This is a genomic window from Dokdonia sp. PRO95 (genome assembly GCF_000355805.1).
GTDB lineage: Bacteria > Bacteroidota > Bacteroidia > Flavobacteriales > Flavobacteriaceae > Dokdonia.
Genome location: NZ_CM001837.1, coordinates 96,206 through 113,762 on the forward strand (window position 1 = coordinate 96,206; position 17,557 = coordinate 113,762).

17 protein-coding genes, 1 other RNA gene and 1 pseudogene are annotated in these 17,557 nt (G+C 37.7%); 16 read left to right on the top strand and 3 right to left on the bottom strand.

The genetic code is table 11. The features are described from left to right. Positions 1–29 precede the first annotated feature (29 nt). Positions 30–707, top strand: coding sequence for a tRNA (guanosine(37)-N1)-methyltransferase TrmD (gene trmD, locus D017_RS00375; protein WP_035334041.1), 678 nt, complete (start codon positions 30–32; stop codon positions 705–707). Positions 708–798: 91 nt separating this feature from the next. Continuing rightward, a protein-coding gene (gene prfB, locus D017_RS00380; protein ID WP_148305630.1) for a peptide chain release factor 2 occupies positions 799–1,906 on the top strand; the annotation gives its coding sequence in 2 pieces (ribosomal slippage) (positions 799–861 and positions 863–1,906; 1,107 coding nt in all). A gap of 69 nt (positions 1,907–1,975) precedes the next feature. Here prfB and D017_RS00385 read toward each other — a convergent pair. Then, positions 1,976–2,617, bottom strand: coding sequence for a CPBP family intramembrane glutamic endopeptidase (locus tag D017_RS00385; protein ID WP_225969315.1), 642 nt, complete (start codon positions 2,615–2,617; stop codon positions 1,976–1,978). Beyond that, positions 2,614–3,072, bottom strand: a complete 459-nt coding sequence (locus D017_RS00390) for an Lrp/AsnC family transcriptional regulator (protein WP_035334043.1) — start codon at positions 3,070–3,072, stop codon at positions 2,614–2,616. Before D017_RS00390 ends, D017_RS00385 begins: the two co-directional genes overlap by 4 nt. A 259-nt stretch (positions 3,073–3,331) precedes the next feature. Between D017_RS00390 and D017_RS00395 the strand changes: the two genes are divergently transcribed. The 13 genes from D017_RS00395 to D017_RS00455 all read left to right on the top strand — a co-directional run bounded on the left by D017_RS00395 (position 3,332) and on the right by D017_RS00455 (position 16,108). Next, a complete protein-coding gene (locus tag D017_RS00395) occupies positions 3,332–4,546 on the top strand; it encodes an aminotransferase class I/II-fold pyridoxal phosphate-dependent enzyme (RefSeq protein ID WP_035334044.1) in 1,215 nt (404 codons plus the stop codon). 239 nt (positions 4,547–4,785) lie between these two features. Then, the gene (locus D017_RS00400; protein ID WP_035334045.1) at positions 4,786–6,252 is read left to right on the top strand and encodes a Na+/H+ antiporter NhaC family protein; all 1,467 of its coding nucleotides are present in this window, start codon (positions 4,786–4,788) and stop codon (positions 6,250–6,252) included. Then, positions 6,252–6,707 carry a hypothetical protein gene (locus D017_RS00405; protein WP_035334046.1) on the top strand — a complete coding sequence of 152 codons (456 nt, stop codon included), beginning with the start codon at positions 6,252–6,254 and terminating at the stop codon, positions 6,705–6,707. Before D017_RS00400 ends, D017_RS00405 begins: the two co-directional genes overlap by 1 nt. A gap of 158 nt (positions 6,708–6,865) precedes the next feature. After that, positions 6,866–7,510, top strand: coding sequence for a peroxiredoxin (locus D017_RS00410; RefSeq protein WP_035334048.1), 645 nt, complete (start codon positions 6,866–6,868; stop codon positions 7,508–7,510). A 14-nt stretch (positions 7,511–7,524) separates the two neighbouring features. Beyond that, on the top strand, positions 7,525–7,839 hold the full coding sequence (locus D017_RS00415) for a thioredoxin family protein (protein WP_035325090.1): 315 nt from the start codon (positions 7,525–7,527) through the stop codon (positions 7,837–7,839). Further along, the gene (locus D017_RS00420) at positions 7,820–8,077 is read left to right on the top strand and encodes a hypothetical protein (protein ID WP_035334050.1); all 258 of its coding nucleotides are present in this window, start codon (positions 7,820–7,822) and stop codon (positions 8,075–8,077) included. The genes D017_RS00415 and D017_RS00420 overlap by 20 nt, the downstream gene beginning before the upstream one ends. Before the next feature lie 164 nt (positions 8,078–8,241). Further along, a complete protein-coding gene (gene tpx / locus D017_RS00425) occupies positions 8,242–8,742 on the top strand; it encodes a thiol peroxidase (RefSeq protein ID WP_035337744.1) in 501 nt (166 codons plus the stop codon). A gap of 75 nt (positions 8,743–8,817) precedes the next feature. After that, a complete protein-coding gene (locus D017_RS00430) occupies positions 8,818–9,180 on the top strand; it encodes a diacylglycerol kinase family protein (RefSeq protein ID WP_035334051.1) in 363 nt (120 codons plus the stop codon). A 230-nt stretch (positions 9,181–9,410) separates the two neighbouring features. Beyond that, on the top strand, positions 9,411–11,858 hold the full coding sequence (locus D017_RS00435; protein ID WP_035334052.1) for a DNA translocase FtsK: 2,448 nt from the start codon (positions 9,411–9,413) through the stop codon (positions 11,856–11,858). Positions 11,859–11,864: 6 nt separating this feature from the next. Continuing rightward, positions 11,865–12,584, top strand: a complete 720-nt coding sequence (locus tag D017_RS00440) for an outer membrane lipoprotein carrier protein LolA (RefSeq protein WP_081804610.1) — start codon at positions 11,865–11,867, stop codon at positions 12,582–12,584. Positions 12,585–12,647: 63 nt separating this feature from the next. After that, entirely contained in the window at positions 12,648–14,303 is a 1,656-nt protein-coding gene (locus tag D017_RS00445; protein ID WP_225969316.1) for an LptF/LptG family permease, read from the top strand. A gap of 66 nt (positions 14,304–14,369) precedes the next feature. Then, complete coding sequence (gene ribB, locus D017_RS00450; protein ID WP_035334054.1) at positions 14,370–15,512, top strand: 3,4-dihydroxy-2-butanone-4-phosphate synthase; 1,143 nt, start codon at positions 14,370–14,372, stop codon at positions 15,510–15,512. An 11-nt stretch (positions 15,513–15,523) separates the two neighbouring features. Then, the gene (locus D017_RS00455) at positions 15,524–16,108 is read left to right on the top strand and encodes a hypothetical protein (protein ID WP_035334055.1); all 585 of its coding nucleotides are present in this window, start codon (positions 15,524–15,526) and stop codon (positions 16,106–16,108) included. 184 nt (positions 16,109–16,292) lie between these two features. Here the strand turns inward: D017_RS00455 and ffs are convergent. Continuing rightward, an RNA gene (gene ffs, locus D017_RS15080) (signal recognition particle sRNA small type) lies at positions 16,293–16,391 on the bottom strand. An 84-nt stretch (positions 16,392–16,475) separates the two neighbouring features. Here ffs and D017_RS00460 point away from each other — a divergent pair. Continuing rightward, positions 16,476–17,536: pseudogene (locus D017_RS00460) on the top strand (glutaminyl-peptide cyclotransferase). Positions 17,537–17,557 lie beyond the last annotated feature (21 nt).

Consider the following 17,557-nt stretch of genomic DNA (forward strand, 5'->3'; position numbering starts at 1 on the left):
AATTACAATAGCTCAACCTTATTAAGATTATGAGAATAGATATCATTACCGTTGTACCAGATTTACTTAAAAGCCCTTTTGAAGCTTCTATTATGCAGCGCTCAATTGCAAAAGGATTAGTAGATGTGCAGTTTCATAATCTACGTGATTACACAGATACAAATTATAAGCAAGTAGACGACTACCAGTTTGGTGGTGGTGCAGGAATGGTGATGCAGATTGAGCCTATAGATAAATGTATCTCTAAGCTCAAATCTGAGCGTGATTATGACGAGGTAATCTACATGACTCCAGATGGTGAGACGCTAGACCAAGGTATGGCAAACACGCTATCGCTTAAAGGTAATATTATCATACTATGTGGTCATTACAAAGGTGTAGACCAGCGCGTGAGAGATCATTTTATTACTAAAGAAATATCCATAGGAGATTACGTCTTGAGTGGTGGAGAGCTTGGCGCTCTGATACTTTGCGATGCGGTGATACGTTTAATTCCTGGGGTGCTAGGTAATGAGACTTCGGCGCTTACAGATAGTTTTCAAGATGGATTACTCGCTCCACCTATTTACACACGCCCAGCAGATTATAATGGCTGGAAAGTTCCTGAGATTTTAACGAGTGGTAACACTCCTAAAATTGAAGAATGGCGAGAAGAACAAGCATATATAAGAACAAAAGAAAGAAGACCAGACTTACTAGATGAGTAATGAGTACGCTTTCGCGAAAGCGTAAAAACCCACATTCTCAACACCTAGAAGTTTATAGCATTTTAAATTACATACCCAGCAAGGGAAGCATATGATTACAACAGACCACATAAAATCACTCCAAGAGCGCGTAGACGGCTTAAGGAGATATCTTTGACGTAGATCGCAAACGTATCGAGATACAAAACGAAGAAGAAAAAACCTTTGACCCAAATTTCTGGAACGACCCAAAAGAGGCTGAAGCCTTTATGAAAACCTTACGTTCTAAAAAGAAATGGGTAACAGATTATGAGGAGGCTCAAACCTTTGTAGAAGACCTAGAGGTCCTCTATGAATTTGCAAAAGAAGGCGAAGCTCCAGAAGAAAATGTACAAGCACGCTATGAGAAAGCGGCTAGTTTTATAGAAGATATCGAGTTTAGAAATATGCTCTCAGAAGAGGGTGATGAGCTAAGCTGTGTCTTACAGATTACTGCCGGAGCCGGTGGTACAGAGAGTTGCGACTGGGCATCTATGCTTATGCGTATGTATTTAATGTATGCAGAAAAACAAGGCTGGAAGGTAAAAGAGCTTAACTTTCAAGAAGGTGATGTAGCGGGTATAAAAACGGTATCGCTAGAGATAGAAGGTGAGTTTGCCTTTGGCTGGCTTAAAGGTGAAAACGGTGTACACAGACTGGTGCGCATCTCCCCTTTTGACAGTAATGCAAAGCGTCATACCTCATTTGCCTCTGTATATGTGTATCCACTTGTAGATGATAGTATTGAGATAGAACTCAATCCAGCAGACTATGATATTGTGACGGCGAGATCTTCTGGTGCTGGAGGGCAAAATGTAAATAAGGTGGAGACTAAGGTCCAACTTACCCACCACCCTACGGGTATACAAATCTCTTGTTCTGACTCGCGATCACAACACGATAACCGAGCAAAAGCATTACAGATGCTCCGTTCTCAATTATACGAGCTAGAACTACGCAAGCAAATGGAAGCCCGTAACGCGATAGAAGCAGATAAGAAAGCCATTGAGTGGGGATCACAAATACGCAATTACGTATTACATCCTTACAAACTTGTAAAAGACGTGCGCACCGCTGTAGAGACGGGTAATACAGATGCTGTACTAGATGGTAATATAGACCTCTTCTTAAAAGGATATCTAATGATGATGGGGCAAGAAGAAGCGAGTGATGAACTATAAAGAATCTGAAGTATATTTAAAAAAAGCCAATCTTTCGATTGGCTTTTTTTAATATCTAAGAAGTATTTTTTAACACGCTTCCATCCCTGGGAAGGCAAGCATCTGCCCCATCCCTACTGTAAATAACCAGTTACCATATAAAGCGTGCTCTATAGATACTAGTGTGGTAGATCTTGTTTTCTTAAAGGTATAAGCAAATAATAATCCTCCTAAAAATGTAAGCACAATCACTAAGGTGTTGCGCAAAAATAAGTGCGCCATTGCAAATACAATCGCATTTACCACGATAAGCAATCGCTTGTCTTTAAAGAAACCATCATAACGGTTAAAGAAAAAAGTTCTATAAATCACCTCTTGCGGCCATACAGATAAGAAGGTGTACACTAGCAATATCATCACCCATAATTTTGGGTTGCTCTGTGGTACACAAAACAAGCTAGAAGGCTGTAATATATACACGTAAATGGTAGTAACAATAGCTATAACAACAAGCTTCACAGCTGTCTCCTTAAAAAAAGACAGCCAGTTTATTGACCGCTCAACCTTAAACTTTACTGCCTTACTTCTATAAAGCATCACCAGTAAATATGTAAAACCTATTAAAACCGAAGCTACCTTGACCTTAAAGTCATAGGGTAATAATAGACTTAATGGTAGTATTATGAATAATATAAAAAACTCTGTGAGTACATAATACTTGCCATTCATCATACCGTGATTGTTGTAGTGTTTTTCACCTCGCTTATAGTAAACGAGCTCTGTGTACTCCCTATATACTTAAGCGTAGTAAGCTTGGTTACCATAAAATTACGAAAATGCTCCATATCTCTTACCAGCACTTTGAGTAAATAATCATAGTCACCACTTACGTGAAAACACTCTAGCACCTCATCTAGCGCGGTCACCTCTTTTTCAAAAGAGTCTATTGCATTTTGAGCGTGCTTCTCTAGCTTTACGTGGCAAAACACCTGAAAACCTAGCCCTACGATATCCTTATTAACAAGTGTAATATACTGTGCAATCACTCCAGAGCGCTCCATCTTTTTTACACGCTCATAAATAGCAGTTACAGAGAGATTAAGCTTTGCAGAAAGCTCTTTATTTGTGATTTTGGCGTCCTGTTGTAGGAAACGCAATATCTTTTTGTCTATCTCGTCTAGTTTCATATTAGAAAAATTATCAGTGAGGGTTATTATTTTACGCTTTCGCGAAAGCTAAATTCTAATTTTAATCAAAAATACAGTTTTAAAATCTATAATCAACCTCTTCTGTTGACTATAAATCTACAATCACATACATTTACTAAACATAATTACAAGCTCCCCAGCTTAATAATTAAATGATAATTACATTGATCCTATAATTCTAACAACCAATGTGCTTGAACACCGAAACAGGTTTCAATTACAAAAATCGATATCAACCATGAAATTTAAACCCGCAAACGAGATTCAAGATTTACAGTATTTTGGAGAATTTGGAGGAGTAAATCCTTCTATTTCAGATAGCTCAACCTACACTTTTTTATCGGCAAAAACGATGTTTGACACCTTTGAAGGTAATGCAGATGGTTGTTATTTATACTCAAGACACAGTACACCGTCTAATCTTTATCTAGGTGCAGCCCTTGCTGCAATGGAAGGAACAGAAACGGCAAACGTTGCTGCCAGTGGGATGGGTGCTATCACTCCTACCCTATTACAACTGTGCCAGGCTGGTGATCACGTAGTGTCAAGCCGTACCATTTATGGAGGAACATATGCCTTCTTAAAAAACTTTGCTCCTAGACTAAGCATTACGACGAGCTTTGTAGATATTACAAATCTGGAAGCGGTAGAAGCTGCTATTACTAAAGACACAAAGGTGCTCTACTGTGAGTCTGTGAGTAACCCACTACTTGAGATTGCAGATATTGAAGGGCTCTCTGCCATTGCAAAAAGACATCACCTTAAACTAGTGGTAGATAATACATTCTCACCGCTCTCTATATCTCCTGTAAACCACGGTGCAGATGTGGTGATACACAGTCTTACTAAGTTTATAAACGGATCTTCAGACACGGTAGGTGGCGTGGTGTGCGGTACACAAGAATTTATAGATGAGTTACGTAATGTAAATGATGGAGCAAGTATGCTACTAGGCCCTACTATGGATAGTCTGAGAGCAGCCTCTGTACTCAAGAACTTGCGCACCCTGCATATACGTATGATGCAACATAGTCACAATGCTATGTATCTCGCAGAGCGTTTTGAAAACCTAGGACTAAGAACGGTATACCCTGGACTCCCTTCTCACCCTAGTCACGAGGTGTTTAATAGACATATGAATGATAAGTACGGCTACGGCGGTATGCTTACAGTAGATGTAGGATCACTAGATAAGGCAAATGCACTTATGGAGTTAATGCAAGAAAAGAACCTAGGTTACCTAGCGGTGAGTTTAGGATTTTACAAAACCCTCTTTAGCGCCCCAGGAACCTCTACTTCATCAGAAATTCCAGAAGACGAGCAAGCAGCTATGGGACTTACAGATGGTCTCATAAGGTTCTCAATAGGCCTTGATGCAGATATAGAACGTACTTATGAGATGATGAAATCTTGCATGGAAGAGATAGGAGTTTTACAATCTGTAGTGGCATAACTTTTTTCAATTTTGTTGATATGCGAGGGTAAAGAACTACAGCTTTATCCTCGCTTTTTTTTAAGAGACTTATTCTAAACACATTAGAACCAAGTAATTTGTGATAACTCAATAAGATAGCACTTTGAGTTATATTTATTTTTAAATCATATAAGATCTCACATCGCTGGTTTTTGCGCATACACCTTGCAGAATACCACCTATTATTGTAACATTACGGGTAGAAATCGCACACTCTCATGAACAAAGAACTGGAAGACCAAAAAAACCACCATATTGTTAACAATCGTGAATTAAATTTATGGGAGTCACTTATTCCAGTGGTAATACTCATGGGGCTTTTGGCTTATAACATTTTCTTTAAAGATGGTGAGTGGCTTGGTGAGTATTCTAATCAATACATCCTTCTTATGGGTGGAGCTGCTGCTGCAGTGGTAGGCTTTCTTAATAAATCTACCTTAAGAATTATGCTTGCCGAAGTTTGGGAAAATCTCAAAAGTGTCTTTGTACCCATCATGATCTTGTTTCTTGTAGGAGCTCTAGCTGGTAGTTGGCTTGTGAGTGGTATCATACCAGCAATGGTATATTATGGCCTTCAGGTGTTAAATCCTACTATCTTTTTACCAGCCTCAGTCATTATTGCTGCTATTATCTCCATTGCAACTGGAAGTTCTTGGACAACCTCTGCGACCGTAGGTATCGCATTAATAGGTATAGGTCAAGCTCTGGGTATCGACACGGGAATGATAGCGGGAGCTGTGATTTCTGGCGCATACTTTGGTGATAAAATGTCACCACTAAGTGATACGACTAACCTAGCCCCAGCAATGGCAGGTACAGACTTATTCACACACATAAAGTACATGACACTTACAACGGTACCTACAATTGTAATTACACTTATTGTTTTTATCATCATAAGTTTAAGTATAGACACTACTGGCACTGCAGATATCACTGCGCTCCTAAGTGTTATTGATGACACCTTTAATATCACTCCACTCCTATTTATTGTTCCAGGAGTTGTGATTGCACTCATTGTAACAAAGACAAAACCATTAATTGCCTTAGGAGTAGGGGTTATTCTTGCAGCAGTGTTTGCTTTTATATTCCAGCCAGATATTTTAAACATACTATCTACTTCAAAAACAGATGCTATACTCACAGCTATCTGGACAGATACCGCGATCGAAACACCTAATGAAACACTTAATGAGCTTTTTAGCTCAGGAGGAATACTTGGTATGCTATGGACAATATTACTTATATGTTGCGCTATGGTTTTTGGAGGAATTATGGATGGTATAGGAGCATTAGCTCGTATTACTAAAGCATTGCTAAGCGTTGCAGACACTGTTTTTGGACTTTTTGCTAGTACAGTGATTTCTTGTCTTGGTCTCAATGCTATTGCTTCAGACCAATATCTTGCGCTTGTCATCCCTGGTAAGATGTTTAAGAAAGCCTATGAAGACAAAGGTCTTGCTCCAGAAAACCTATCTCGTACGCTAGAAGATTCGGGAACTGTTACCTCTGTACTCATCCCTTGGAATACTTGTGGTGCTTATCAAAGTACCGTTTTAGGTGTAGGCGTAGCAGAGTACATTACATTTGCCATTTTTAATTGGCTCTCACCTTTTATGACACTTCTCTTTGCCGGGTTTAATATTAAAATCAGGCAAATAAAGAATGCCCGTTCGGCGGCTTAATGTTAGAATTATTTTTAACATTGTTAGTGGATTTTGGGCTTATTTCTGCAGACTATAAGCATAAGAAATCTATAGAAATTGAAGAGAAAGAAGAAGGTAAACGTAAGCCATTTAAAAAGTTCTTTGGTCAACCTACGTTCATAGTAATCTTTATTTCAATATTTCTTCCCGCAACGATTTCCATAATCTACTTTAGTTATAAAGATCGAGTTTTAAATGTTCGGGACACCGAACATGAAATGGCTCAAATCCTCACTCGTATCCATTCATACGAATCTAAAAACCTGCAAACCCCATCTATAGACACTTTAATTAATGGTAGACCGCTACTTAAAACTTGGAAGACGGGCTCTTGGGGAACAGCATATCGTTTAGTAAAAAGCAACGGTTTTTCTGTACATTCGGCAGGTAGAGATAGAAGGTTTGGAACAAGTGATGACCTCGTTTCAAAATAGGTTTTTACGCTTTCGCGAAAGCGTAACCACATCACAATACGCACTTAAAACTTAATCATAAGCAAAACCAATACTACTATAAAATTATCCCATTTTACAGTATAATATGACGTTACTTTTCTAAGTACTTTTGCACTCGAATAAAAAAACCTAAAACAATGACTTTAGTTGGTAAAAAATTCCCAAACCTTGCGGTAGATGCAATGGATGAAATGGGAGATACTTTTAAGATTAACATCTTAGAAAAAGCAAAAGAAGAAGGAAAGAAAATCATTCTTTTCTGGTACCCAAAAGATTTTACATTTGTTTGTCCTACAGAGCTTCACGCTTTTGAAGCTGCAAAACAAGCATTTGCAGATCGTAATACGCTAGTAATAGGTGCATCTTGTGATACTCCGGAAGTACACTTTGCATGGTTAAACACTGCAAAAGATAATGGAGGTATAGAAGGAGTAACATACCCTATTCTTGCAGATACTAACCGTAACCTTGCTAACCAACTTGGGATTCTTGACGTGACAAACGAGCGTTTTGATGAAGAGACTGGAACTGTAATGGTAGATGGTGACAATGTAACTTACAGAGCGACTTACCTTATTGATGAAGAGGGAACTGTTTTTCACGAAGGTGTAAACCACATGCCTTTAGGTCGTAATGTAGCAGAGTTCTTGAGACTTGTAGATGCTTACACACACGTACAAGAAAAAGGAGAAGTTTGTCCTGCAAACTGGGAAGATGGTAAAGAAGCGATGAACGCAAACCGTGATGGTGTAGCTAGCTACCTTGCTGCTCACGCAAACTAAAAAAAATAGAAGCTATGATTCAAGAATTAGATCAAGACAATCTTAATCAGATTGTTGCCGAAAACGAGACCGTTGTCGTACAATACAGTGCTACATGGTGTGGTAACTGTCGTATTATGAAGCCTAAGTTCAAGAAACTAGCTTCAGAAAATGAAAACGTAAAGTTTGTTATTGTAGATGCAGAGAAGAATCCTGAGTCACGTAAAATGGCTACGGTAGATAACCTTCCTACATTTGCAACATTTACAAAGGGATCATTTACTAATCAAGTACAGACTAATAAATTTGATGTACTTAAAGACCTTGTAAATGAAGTTACCAGTAATTAAGTACCTTGTAGGTTTTATAGAAGAAAATGATCAAGATTTTCTTATTGAAACGGTAGAGACACTTGAGCACCTTACAGAGGTTCCTTCTCTTAAAGATGAAGAGCTAGATGTGATAGGTGAACTTATCTCAAATATGTATGGAGCGCTAGAAGTGCATAAAGATATGCGTAGCGGTACTGCAAAAAAAGAGGCTCTCAACGGCTTTATGAAACGTGTAATGGGGTCTATAGATAACTAAGACTTCCTACTCACACAACCTTATTAAAAGTACAACCGCCACTGGCAGTTGTACTTTTTTTTATTCTCAATGTAAGTATACCAGAGCAACTTGATAAACAAATGTTAAGCGAGTGGTAAATGATAGTTTTTGTTTTACTTTTACGAGACAACAAAAAAATTAATATGGCAAATATAACTTTAGGCGGAAACGCTGCAACAACAATAGGAGAACTTCCAAAAGTAGGAACAACAGCTCCAGATTTTTCACTTTCAAAAAATGACATGTCTACTGCAAGTCTTGCAGACTTTAAAGGGAAGCGTGTAGTATTAAATATATTCCCATCAGTAGATACTGGTGTTTGTGCACAATCTGTACGCACATTTAATGAGAAAATTTCTGGTGCAGAAAACACAGAGGTACTTTGTATTTCTCGTGATTTACCTTTTGCACAGGCTCGTTTTTGTGCAGCCGAAGGTTTAGAAAATGTACACACACTTTCTGATTTTAAATCTGGTGATTTCGGAAAAAACTATGGGGTAACTATAGAAGGTGGAGCCTTTGAAGGTCTTCACTCAAGAGCTGTAGTTGTACTCGATGAAACTGGAAAAGTAATTTATACAGAGCAAGTACCAGAAGTAGGTCAAGAACCTAACTATGAAGGTGCAATGAGCGCTCTTAAATAATATACATACCTTTAATGCTGAGTATATGACTAACTGCTATACTCAGCATTTTTTTAACTATACACCTCCACTCCATTGCCTATTAAATTTATTACTGGAAGACTTAAGGGAATGAAATACTCGCTACAAGGAGGTATACAACTTATACGCTCTGAGGCTAGTATTCAAGTACAGTTTGGCGTTGCCATACTAATTACTATTGCTGGATTATACTATAACATCTCACGCACAGAGTGGATTGCCCAAATATTATGCATAGGCCTTGTAATGACTGCCGAAGGTCTTAATACCGCCATAGAAGGCATTGCAGATTTTATACATCCAGACTTTCATGAGAAGATAGGTCGCATTAAAGATATCGCCGCAGGTGCGGTAGGTATCGCAGCACTAGCGTCTGTGATTGTGGCTGGGATTATCTATATACCTCGTATTTTTTAGATAGTATAGTAGAGATCATATCATCTTTGGCATATTTAGACTGTATAAAGTTGACTTTATTGTATAAATCATCTTTTGCACAAAGATTATTCTTGCCCTATTTTCAACACAAAATAACTGTTGAAATTAACCTTCTATAATTATCACTTCTACAACACACCAAACCACCTATTTTTCCGTTTCAATATTGTACTTTTATCTCCCACCAAAAAACAACCTTGAAAGCTTCTATGGCAAAAAAGAAATCCACGGCTAAAAAAACAAATACTAAGACTCCTAGAAAATCTATCTCCTTTAAATTGACGCGCCAGCAGCAAATCATTTTAGGATGCTTTTTATTCTTACTCGGTCTTGGCTTGCTGTTCTCTTTTATCTCATACTTATTTACCTGGAAGGTAGATCAAAGTCTTATTGCTACAGGAACGAGAGAGGACGAAGCTTCAAACTGGCTATCACTGGTGGGTGCACGCATAAGCCATTTCTTTATCTATAAAGGTTTTGGTGTTCCTGCGCTCGCACTTTGCATCCTTACTTCGCTCACTGGAGTACATTACATTTTTGATTATGCAAAGACTTCATTAAAAAGATTTTGGTTTTGGGGAATACTGCTTATGCTTTGGCTAGCTGTATTTCTTGGATTCTTCCATAAAAAGAATGATATCCTTGGCGGTACCGTTGGTTACGAAATCAATGACTTCCTACAAGATTATTTAGGTCTAACCGGAGCAATCATTGTGATGGCTTTTCTAGCTATTGTCTACCTAGTTGTACGTTTAAAACTTACACCAGAGCGCATATCTACGTTTATCAATAAACAACGTAGCGACCTCGCTGGTGAGTTTTCAGATGATGAAAAGGATCCTGTTATTGTAGATAACTCCTCTACTTACGAAGCCGAAGAGTTTTTAAAAGGAACTAAGGTTGAGGATGAGACCGCTTTCGCGAAAGCGGAAACCGCAACACCTCCTAAGCCATCTGCTTTTGAACAAAACGTTCAAGATTTACAACCTACACTCACCAAAAAAGAACCTGAACCTACCAGCACTTTCCAAGTAACGGAAGCTCCAGAGGAAGAAGTTATTGAAGTAGAAGAAGTAGCTGTAGAGGTTGAAAAACCTATTGAAGAGGAAGAACTTACAGATAACTTAAGCTCAAAACTAGTTGCAGATTTTGGCGAATTTGACCCTACGCTAGAACTTGGCAAGTTTAAATTCCCTCCTATTGATCTATTAAAAGATTATACAAACGGACAAGGAATCACGATTAATCAAGAAGAGCTTGAAGAAAATAAAAATCGTATTGTTGAGACGCTTAACAATTATAAAATAGGAATCTCAAACATAAAAGCTACCGTAGGTCCTACGGTGACATTATACGAGATTGTACCTGAGGCTGGGGTTCGTATTTCAAAAATTAAAAATTTAGAAGACGATATTGCATTATCACTTAGCGCACTAGGTATACGTATTATTGCTCCTATTCCTGGGCGCGGTACGATAGGTATTGAGGTACCTAATAAGAATCCTCGTATTGTGAGTATGCGTTCTGCAGTGGCTAGTAAGAAATTCCAAGAAGCAGAGATGGAGCTACCGCTTACACTAGGTAAAACCATATCAAATGAAACATTTGTGGTAGACCTTGCCAAGATGCCTCACCTCCTTATGGCAGGTGCTACGGGACAAGGTAAATCTGTTGGTCTTAATGCAATTCTAACTTCGCTACTTTACAAAAAACATCCAGCCGAAGTCAAGTTTGTATTAGTAGATCCTAAAAAAGTGGAGCTTACTTTATTTAATAAAATAGAGCGTCACTACCTAGCAAAACTACCTGATACAGATGAGGCGATTATCACAGATAATTCTAAGGTGATCAATACGCTTAACTCTATGTGTATAGAGATGGATGCTAGATATGACCTTCTTAAAGATGCAATGTGCCGTAATATTAAAGAGTACAATGCAAAGTTTAAAGCTCGCAAGCTTAATCCAGAAAATGGTCACAAATTCTTACCATACATTGTACTCGTGGTAGACGAGTTTGCAGATCTTATCATGACTTCTGGAAAGGAAGTAGAGACTCCTATTGCAAGGCTTGCACAGCTCGCACGTGCGATAGGTATACACTTAATCATTGCAACACAGCGTCCATCTGTAAATGTGATTACTGGTATTATTAAAGCTAACTTCCCAGCTCGTATTGCCTTTAGAGTAACTTCAAAAATAGATAGCCGCACCATACTTGACACCTCTGGAGCAGACCAGCTTATAGGTCGTGGTGACATGTTGTACACACAAGGTAACGACGTGGTACGTATACAGTGTGCCTTTGTTGACACCCCAGAAGTAGAGCGTATTGTAGAATATATAGGTAATCAAAAAGCATATCCAGACGCTCATTTATTGCCAGAATACGTAGGTGAAGAGAGTGGCACAAGTCTTGATATAGATGCTTCAGATAGGGATGCTCTCTTTCGCGATGCTGCCGAAGTTTTGGTAATAGCTCAGCAAGGAAGTGCTTCTCTATTACAACGTAAACTTAAACTAGGATATAATAGAGCTGGAAGAATCATAGATCAACTAGAAGCTGCAGGTGTGGTAGGTCCTTTTGAAGGAAGTAAAGCACGTCAAGTTCTAGTTCAAGATATGGCTGGACTAGATCAACTCCTAAATAATGAATAAATAAAAATGAAAAAGAAACTTATTTTTTGGCTGGCACCTATCCTTTTTAAAAAAGTATTAGTTCCTGTCGCAGTAAAAGGTTACCACAAATTTGCAAAACGTGCAATGCCAGTGGTATTGTTGTTATTTATGACCGCTTTCGCGAAAGCGCAAACCGCACAATCACTACTTAAAGAGGTTGACACTAAGGTAAAGAGCTATGACAACATCGCTATTGATTTTAAATATGCCTTAAGCAATGAAGCCGAAGGTGTAAATCAAGAGACTAAAGGAAATGTAGTTATGGCTGGCAATAATTACAAGCTGTCTCTTATGGGGACAACGCAATTATTTGATGGAAATAACGTTTATACTATTGTTCCTGAAGATGAGGAAATCACCATTAGTGCAATGAGTGATCAAGATGAAAATGCAATCACACCTTCAAAAATGTTATCCTTCTTTAATGAAGGTTATACACAGAAGATGGACATTGTACAGAAAGTAAATGGCAGACAAATACAGTTTGTAAAACTTACACCTATGGATTCTAATAGTGATGTAAAATATACGTTACTTGGTGTAGACGCTCAGACTAAGCATATTCACAAGCTGATTATCACACAAAAAAATGGTACTAAAGTGACGATTACTGTAAATTCATTTAAGCCTAATCAGCCGCTTGCCAAAAATGTATTTGTATTTGACAAAACAAAATACGCAGATTATTACATCAATAAATTATAATAGTATAATACTAGTAGCAAGGGCGCAGACTTCTTATTTTTGTTTGCGCCCTCAGCTTTTTACATGAAAATACTAGACCGATATATTCTTTTTACGTTCGTAAGAACCTTTCTGAGCATCTTCACTATTTTGATGTTCATTTTTGTTTTACAAAGTGTCTGGTTATATATACAAGAACTGGCAGGTAGAGATCTTGACTTTGACGTTATTGTCAAGTTTTTACTTTTTGCGATGCCTAGTCTTGTGACGCTCGTACTCCCCCTATCTGTACTTCTCACAAGTATCATGACCTTCGGAAACTTTGCCGAAAATTATGAATTTGCAGCGATGAAATCCACGGGTATCTCACTACAACGCGCGATGAAGAGCGTCATTTTCTTTGTGATTCTTCTTGCGATAGGTTCTTTCTTATTTGCAAATCATATTATCCCTGCTTCTCAAATTGAGTTTAGAAATTTACGCAGAAACATAGGTAAACTTAAACCTGCCATGCTCATACGTAGCGGACAGTTTAATGAGATTACTGAAGATTTTAACATGCGTGTGGCTGAGAAATATGGTGATAGAGATCAATACCTTAAAGACATTGTCATTCATCAAGCCGAAAAAGGAAGACTAGGTAACTATACTGTTATTATCGCTTCTGAAGGTGAACTCATAAGCTCCATAGACTCCCCTACACTTTCCTTAAAACTTACAGACGGTAATTACTATACCGAAGTTCAAAAAAAGGATTATAATGAGCGAAAGAGAGAGCCATTTGCAAAGAGCTATTTTGACACCTACACACTTAATATTGACCTGAGTGAACTAGATGCAGTCGATCTTGACGATAAGGATATCAATAATAGCTACCAGATGATGAATATTGTCTTACTAGACTCTAGCATCACAGAGTTATCAAAGCGATATGTGGACGATAGAACTACCTTTAGTGATAAGTATATACACAAGGCAAACTTGACATCACTAGACTCTCTATACTCTGGAGTTGCTGCCCAAGATAAAGTAGTTAAAGACACGCTTTTAGATAATTATGAAGTAAAAGATCGTGTACGTATACTAGAAATTGCAAAATCCAATTTGAATAATACCGTCGCAGATCTTGAGAATCGAAAGAATAAACTCAAAGTAGATGTAAAGCGTCTCAGTAAATTTGAAATATCCCTGCATGAAAAGTACGTGTTAGGGTTCAGCTGTATTTTACTCTTCTTTGTAGGTGCTCCTCTAGGCGCAATCATTCGTAAAGGTGGATTAGGGCTTCCTATCGTTATAGGGGTTGTACTATTCCTCACCTTTCACTTTATAGGGATTTTTGCAAAAAATAGTGCCGAAGATAATTCTATAACTCCATTCGTTGCTAGTTGGCTCAGTACTTTTATCCTTTTACCGCTAGGTATTTATCTAACGTATAGAGCAACTACAGATCAAGGTATTTTTGATGTAGATATCGTTCCTGCTCCTATTAAGAGATTATTTGCCAAAAAGAAAGAAAAAACCATTATCGCTCCTACGGTTGATAAATCATACGTTCTTACCGAAGATGAGAAAGAAATATTAGACTCATTTTCTTCTAATCAACTTAAGGATGTTGTAAAGAATTACAAAAATCTTGGATATGCGAGCAACATGCGTTTAGCCGCTATAGACAGACTTGATCAATTAGGCATTACAATAGAACATCTAAGAGTTCAGGGATATTATCAAGACAGCAAATAACTTTTTGCGCTTAAAATTTACACACAAAACAAAGGTGTTCCCGTATCTTTGTACAAAATATTACCTATGCAAAAGACAGCATCTACAAGCGTCCAGCTACATACTATTGAAGAAGCCATTGAAGATATTAAAAATGGTAAAGTAATCATTGTAGTAGATGATGAGGATCGTGAGAATGAAGGAGATTTTCTAGCTGCTGCAGAAGCAGTAACACCAGAAATGATCAACTTTATGGCCACTCATGGCCGTGGTCTTATATGCACGCCTATTACAGAAGACCGTTGTGAAGAGTTACAACTTAACATGATGGTAACAAGTAATACAGATCCTATGGAGACCGCTTTTACTGTTTCTGTAGATCTTAAGGGCAATGGGGTTACAACCGGAATATCTGCCTCAGATAGATCAAAGACAGTACAAGCACTAATAAACCCAAATACAAAACCTTACGATTTAAGTAGACCTGGGCACATCTTCCCGCTTAAAGCGAAAGAAGGAGGTGTACTACGTCGTACGGGACATACAGAGGCTGCGATAGATTTTGCAAGGCTCGCTGGTTTCAAACCTGCAGGAGTTATTGTAGAAATCATGAATGCAGACGGGACGATGGCTAGATTGCCACAGCTTCTAGAGGTGGCAAAAACTTTTGACCTTAAGATAGTTTCTATTGAAGACCTCGTTGCTTATCGTATGAATCACGATAGCCTTATTGACAAAAAAGAAGACTTTGAGATCAAGACACGTTTTGGGGATTTTAGACTTCGTGCGTATGAGCAAACTACTAATGACACCGTTCACATAGCACTTACTAAAGGTGGCTGGGAAGATGATGAGCCGGTACTTGTACGTGTGAACTCTACTCAAATTAATAATGACCTTTTAGGCACACTTACAAACAATCCAGATGCAAAACTAGACGATATGTTTCGTGCGGTAAATGAAGCTGGAAAAGGTGCAATTGTTTTTATAAATCAAGAGAATGCAAGTGCAAATCTTCTAGGAAGATTAAGCGAACTAAAAACACTACAAAAAGAAGGAGAGATGAAAGCTCCTAACGTAGTTATGGATTCAAAAGACTTTGGTATAGGAGCACAAATATTACATGACCTGCGTATATCCAAAGTAAAACTAATGACTAATAGCGAAGGACTTAAACGTATAGGTATCGTAGGTTACGGTCTTGAGATTGTAGAGCGTGTAGGGTATTAAAAAAGTATACCATGAAAATTTTTAATTTTTTTATATTCACTTTATTTATCTTTTTTACGACTACTTCGACCGGTCAACAAAGGGGACTATTAAACGTTACCTTAAAAGATGGCAGTGAAAACATAGATTTTTTTATACAGAAAAAGGACATATTCTATGGAAAACAAACCAAGAAAAATATAAAAGCTACAGATATTGATTATTTCACTCTTTTATCTGACTCTCTTCAAGAAAAGCATTCGATACTTCGCACTCCTACTGATAAAATTAAAACGACATGGTTTGGAATAAAGTATTATGACAGAGGAGATTTTGAAATTTACGAAAGCTATAATCCTTTTAAAAAAAACTATTCCGACTCTTTAAGACGGGAAAAGTTCAACAAAGGTATTAGTGTTCGCATAAAAAGAAAAAACGAAGAGTATCTTCATGAATTAATTTTCATGCATGGGTTTGGTTATAAAGGCTGGAGAAAAAGGTTTAAAAACTTTTACGAAAATTGCCCAGAGCTTTTAAAAATAATGAGACAAAATAAAATTTCTAAAATGAATTTATCGGCTATTACAAACTTATATATTGAGCATTGTAACAATTAACTCTGAACAATATTCTAATCATTATATAAATGAAAGCTTTCATATCTCACATTGAGATGGCTTTTTTTTGAGGTACAATTACGCTTTCGCGAAAGCGTAAAAAACAAAATCCCAAATTTCAATACCTTATGAAATTTGGGATTCTTTATATATAGTGTCAAATTGCTTGACTTGTGCGCACAAAAAATGGCAAGCTACCTACATCACACCGCTACGACCATCTACCCTTGCTGCGTTCCCACCCTGGGGGATTCGACAGGAGCTGGTTGTGTAGGACTTGCCGCTGCAAAGATATAGCTTCTTTGAGAAGTCGCAAGGTTTTTTTGCCCGATTTTTTGTTTTAAATTGCCTTAAAATTCAACATCACATGACTGCATACGCTAAGCACCTCATTCTATTACTTTTACCACTTCTCATCATAGGCTGTGGTGATAAAGGATCACTAGATGGAAACTTCACAATCGAGACTAGTGCCATTAAAAATTCTATAAAAAATGGTGGAGAGATTGCTATTTCGCTTAAAGCGAAAAAAAATATAGCTATAGACTCTGTCGTTTATGATCTAGATGGACAGCGCTTAGGTAGTAATAAAGACACTGGTAAATACACCACTACGCTTACTTCGCCAAAATTAGGCGGCAGAACCTTAACTGCAACCATCTCTACTCCAGATGGAACGACAACTGCTACTCAAAAAATAAATATACTGCACACTAAAGCTCCTAAAGTATATGGTTATAAAATCATAAATAGATACCCACACCAAACAGATGCATACACTCAAGGACTAGAATTTGTAGGAGACACACTTTATGAAAGTAATGGAAGCTACGGTGAATCTACACTGCGAAAACTAGACTACAAGACTGGCGCAGTTCTCAAAGAAATAAAGCTAGACGACTCTTATTTTGCAGAAGGCATGACGATTATTGGAGACAATATCTACCAACTCACATGGCAAAAAAACACAGGTTTCATTTACAATAAAGATACTTTTGAAAAAACGGGAACATTACTTACAATAAAAGTAGAGAAGGCTGGGGACTTACTAATGATGGTACCGTAATTTACAAGTCTGACGGAACGAGTAAAATCTGGACACTAGATCCTTCTAACCTTTCTGAGCAATCATATATAGAACCTACACACAATAATGGTATCATGTCACAATTAAACGAGCTTGAATTTATTGATGGGAAGATATATGCAAACACTTACCAGCGAGAATCAATAGCCATTATTGATCCAAAAACTGGTGCGTTAGAGGCTCTTATAAATCTGAAAGGACTTAATAAAGAGGTTCAATCCGGACTAGACCCAGATAATGAAGTACTTAATGGTATCGCTTATAAAGCAAATGAAGGTCGTCTTTTTGTTACTGGAAAGCACTGGAACACCTTATTTGAAATAGAGGTTGTAGAAAAATAGTCTGTTCCCTCATTCACAAAG

What these genes read in the sequence shown, in the direction of transcription:
- tpx (WP_035337744.1), top strand. Translation starts at nt 8,242, where the DNA reads ATGGCAAATATAACTTTAGGCGGAAACGCTGCAACAACAATAGGAGAA.
- D017_RS00435 (WP_035334052.1), top strand. Translation starts at nt 9,411, where the DNA reads ATGGCAAAAAAGAAATCCACGGCTAAAAAAACAAATACTAAGACTCCT.
- D017_RS00440 (WP_081804610.1), top strand. Translation starts at nt 11,865, where the DNA reads ATGAAAAAGAAACTTATTTTTTGGCTGGCACCTATCCTTTTTAAAAAA.
- D017_RS00390 (WP_035334043.1), bottom strand. Translation starts at nt 3,072, where the DNA reads ATGAAACTAGACGAGATAGACAAAAAGATATTGCGTTTCCTACAACAG.
- trmD (WP_035334041.1), top strand. Translation starts at nt 30, where the DNA reads ATGAGAATAGATATCATTACCGTTGTACCAGATTTACTTAAAAGCCCT.
- D017_RS00405 (WP_035334046.1), top strand. Translation starts at nt 6,252, where the DNA reads ATGTTAGAATTATTTTTAACATTGTTAGTGGATTTTGGGCTTATTTCT.
- D017_RS00445 (WP_225969316.1), top strand. Translation starts at nt 12,648, where the DNA reads ATGAAAATACTAGACCGATATATTCTTTTTACGTTCGTAAGAACCTTT.
- D017_RS00395 (WP_035334044.1), top strand. Translation starts at nt 3,332, where the DNA reads ATGAAATTTAAACCCGCAAACGAGATTCAAGATTTACAGTATTTTGGA.
- D017_RS00455 (WP_035334055.1), top strand. Translation starts at nt 15,524, where the DNA reads ATGAAAATTTTTAATTTTTTTATATTCACTTTATTTATCTTTTTTACG.
- ribB (WP_035334054.1), top strand. Translation starts at nt 14,370, where the DNA reads ATGCAAAAGACAGCATCTACAAGCGTCCAGCTACATACTATTGAAGAA.
- D017_RS00415 (WP_035325090.1), top strand. Translation starts at nt 7,525, where the DNA reads ATGATTCAAGAATTAGATCAAGACAATCTTAATCAGATTGTTGCCGAA.
- D017_RS00410 (WP_035334048.1), top strand. Translation starts at nt 6,866, where the DNA reads ATGACTTTAGTTGGTAAAAAATTCCCAAACCTTGCGGTAGATGCAATG.
- D017_RS00385 (WP_225969315.1), bottom strand. Translation starts at nt 2,617, where the DNA reads ATGATGAATGGCAAGTATTATGTACTCACAGAGTTTTTTATATTATTC.
- D017_RS00420 (WP_035334050.1), top strand. Translation starts at nt 7,820, where the DNA reads ATGAAGTTACCAGTAATTAAGTACCTTGTAGGTTTTATAGAAGAAAAT.
- D017_RS00400 (WP_035334045.1), top strand. Translation starts at nt 4,786, where the DNA reads ATGAACAAAGAACTGGAAGACCAAAAAAACCACCATATTGTTAACAAT.